The 245-nt window shown below is 63.6% G+C and carries 1 pseudogene; it reads right to left on the bottom strand.

From position 1 onward, the window contains the following. A pseudogene (locus tag ACQ4LH_RS22215) lies at positions 1-184 on the bottom strand (histidine kinase dimerization/phospho-acceptor domain-containing protein); the annotation flags it as partial. Between the last annotated feature and the right edge of the window lie 61 nt (positions 185-245).

The raw sequence follows: 245 nt of genomic DNA, 5'->3' as shown, positions 1-245 counted from the left end.
AGYSKSAGATGTGTATAAGAGACANNGAGATTACTGTCAGCGGCGTGCGCAGCTCGTGGGAGACGTTGGCGACGAAGTCTTTGCGCATCTGCTCCAGCTGATACAGGCGGGTGATGTCGCGCACCAGCATCAGGTGTTCACGGTTGCCGTACTGGGGGGTGTGGGATTGCAGGCGCAGGGGGGCGGTGGACGGGGGCGGGCCGTCTCTTATACACATCTGACGCGGGCCGCGACGCCCCCCGAGG

Source organism: Pseudomonas peli, assembly GCF_050563605.1.
Lineage (GTDB): Bacteria > Pseudomonadota > Gammaproteobacteria > Pseudomonadales > Pseudomonadaceae > Aquipseudomonas > Aquipseudomonas peli_A.
Note: the sequence above shows the minus strand (reverse complement) of the source record. Positions and strands in the feature narration are given on the sequence as shown.